Raw genomic sequence first — 3,226 nt, 5'->3', positions numbered from 1 at the left:
AACATGTGTGTTGTTTCAGATACCGCACAGTGGACGCGTAGCTTCTTTGTGGTAAGTCCTCGGCCTATTAGTACCAGTCACCTACATCAGTTACCTGACTTCCAGTTCTGGCCTATCAACCCGGTAGTCTGCCGGGGGCCTTACCCCCTCAAAGGAGGTGAGAAACCTCATCTTGGAACAGGCTTCCCGCTTAGATGCTTTCAGCGGTTATCCCTTCCGAACGTAGCTAACCAGCAGTGCCCTTGGCAGGACAACTGGCACACCAGAGGTTCGTCCGTCCCGGTCCTCTCGTACTAGGGACAGCCTTCCTCAAGTTTCTAACGCGCGCGGCGGATAGAGACCGAACTGTCTCACGACGTTCTAAACCCAGCTCGCGTGCCGCTTTAATGGGCGAACAGCCCAACCCTTGGGACCTACTCCAGCCCCAGGATGCGACGAGCCGACATCGAGGTGCCAAACCATCCCGTCGATATGGACTCTTGGGGAAGATCAGCCTGTTATCCCCGGGGTACCTTTTATCCGTTGAGCGACACCGCTTCCACATGCCGGTGCCGGATCACTAGTCCCGACTTTCGTCCCTGCTCGACCTGTCAGTCTCACAGTCAAGCTCCCTTGTGCACTTGCACTCAACACCTGATTGCCAACCAGGCTGAGGGAACCTTTGGGCGCCTCCGTTACATTTTGGGAGGCAACCGCCCCAGTTAAACTACCCACCAGGCACTGTCCCTGAACCAGATCATGGTCCGAGGTTAGATGTCCAATACGATCAGAGTGGTATTTCAACAACGACTCCACAAACACTGGCGTGCCCGCTTCACAGTCTCCCACCTATCCTACACAAACCGAACCGAACACCAATACCAAGCTATAGTGAAGGTCCCGGGGTCTTTTCGTCCTGCCGCGCGTAACGAGCATCTTTACTCGTAATGCAATTTCGCCGAGTCTATGGTTGAGACAGCTGAGAAGTCGTTACGCCATTCGTGCAGGTCGGAACTTACCCGACAAGGAATTTCGCTACCTTAGGATGGTTATAGTTACCACCGCCGTTTACTGGGGCTTAAATTCTCAGCTTCGCCATTACTGGCTAACCGGTCCTCTTAACCTTCCAGCACCGGGCAGGCGTCAGTCCGTATACATCGTCTTACGACTTCGCACGGACCTGTGTTTTTAGTAAACAGTCGCTTCTCACTGGTCTCTGCGACCCCCACCAGCTCAGAACGCAAGGTTCGTCACCAGCAGAGGTCCCCCTTCTCCCGAAGTTACGGGGGCATTTTGCCGAGTTCCTTAACCATAGTTATCTCGATCGCCTTAGTATTCTCTACCTGACCACCTGTGTCGGTTTGGGGTACGGGCCGTGTGAAAACTCGCTAGAGGCTTTTCTCGGCAGCATAGGATCACTGAATTCGCCTCACTCGGCTACGCATCACGTCTCAGGCTATATGAATGGCGGATTTGCCTACCACTCGCCCTACACGCTTACACCAGTACTACCACTCACTGGCCCAGCTACCTTCCTGCGTCACCCCATCGCTTGGCTACTACCAGCTCAGGTCCCGTGCATCCACACACCCACCATCCCGAAGGATAAGCAAGCGGCTTCAGGACGGTTAGTATCACTGATTCACCATTGACGCGTTCACACGGGTACGGGAATATCAACCCGTTGTCCATCGGCTACGCCTGTCGGCCTCGTCTTAGGTCCCGACTCACCCTGGGCGGATTAACCTGGCCCAGGAACCCTTGGTCATTCGGCGGACAAGTTTCTCACTTGTCTTTCGCTACTCATGCCTGCATTCTCACTCGTGCAGCCTCCACAACTAGTTCACACCGCTGCTTCCATGGCTGCACGACGCTCCCCTACCCATCCACACACCTGGCCCCTCCCCCGTAGGAGAAAGGCGGGCTTATGTGAATGCCGCGGCTTCGGTGGTGTACTTGAGCCCCGCTACATTGTCGGCGCAGGATCACTTGACCAGTGAGCTATTACGCACTCTTTCAAGGGTGGCTGCTTCTAAGCCAACCTCCTGGTTGTCTTCGCGACCCCACATCCTTTTCCACTTAGTACACGCTTAGGGACCTTAGCCGGCGATCTGGGCTGTTTCCCTCTCGACTACGAAGCTTATCCCCCGCAGTCTCACTGCCGCGCTCTCACTCACCGGCATTCGGAGTTTGGCTGATTTCGGTAAGCTTGTGGGCCCCCTAGACCATCCAGTAGCTCTACCTCCGGCGAGAAACACGCGACGCTGCACCTAAATGCATTTCGGGGAGAACCAGCTATCACGGAGTTTGATTGGCCTTTCACCCCTACCCACAGCTCATCCCCTCAGTTTTCAACCTAAGTGGGTTCGGGCCTCCACGACGTCTTACCGTCGCTTCACCCTGGCCATGGGTAGATCACTCCGCTTCGGGTCTAGAACATGCCACTAAAACGCCCTATTCGGACTCGCTTTCGCTACGACTACCCCACACGGGTTAACCTCGCGACATGCCGCTAACTCGCAGGCTCATTCTTCAAAAGGCACGCCATCACCCGCAGTGACAAGTCACTCACAGGCTCTGACGGATTGTAAGCGCACGGTTTCAGGTACTATTTCACTCCCCTCCCGGGGTACTTTTCACCTTTCCCTCACGGTACTAGTCCGCTATCGGTCACCAGGGAGTATTCAGGCTTATCGGGTGGTCCCGACAGATTCACAGCAGATTTCACGGGCCCGCTGCTACTTGGGTGTTCACTACGACAGTCACCATGTTTTCGTCTACGGGACTCTCACCCTCTACGACAGGCCGTTCCAGACCACTTCGACTAACACAATGATTTCTTACTGTCGGCCGATCCGGCAGAATCGACAAAATGAATCCCACAACCCCGCGCACACAACCCCTGCCGGGTATCACATGTACACGGTTTGGCCTCCTCCGCTTTCGCTCGCCACTACTCACGGAATCACGGTTGTTTTCTCTTCCTGTGGGTACTGAGATGTTTCACTTCCCCACGTTCCCTCCACACACCCTATATATTCAGGTGCGGGTAACACGACATCACTCGTGCTGGGTTTCCCCATTCGGACACCCTCGGATCTCAGCTCGGTTGACAGCTCCCCGAGGCTTATCGCAGCCTCCTACGTCCTTCATCGGCTCCTGGTGCCAAGGCATCCACCGTACGCTCTTCATTACTTACAACAAAGATGCTCGCGTCCACTGTGCAGTTCTCAAACAACACACAAAC

Annotated in this window: 1 rRNA gene; it reads right to left on the bottom strand. The window is 55.1% G+C overall.

The annotated features are described in order from the left end of the window. Positions 1-47: 47 nt before the first annotated feature. Positions 48-3,180 (bottom strand): 23S ribosomal RNA (locus tag ACFWPA_RS19615). Positions 3,181-3,226 lie beyond the last annotated feature (46 nt).

Origin of the sequence: Rhodococcus sp. NPDC058505 (assembly GCF_042720095.1) — a bacterium.
Classification (GTDB): Bacteria; Actinomycetota; Actinomycetes; order Mycobacteriales; family Mycobacteriaceae; genus Rhodococcus_G.
Note: the sequence above shows the minus strand (reverse complement) of the source record. Positions and strands in the feature narration are given on the sequence as shown.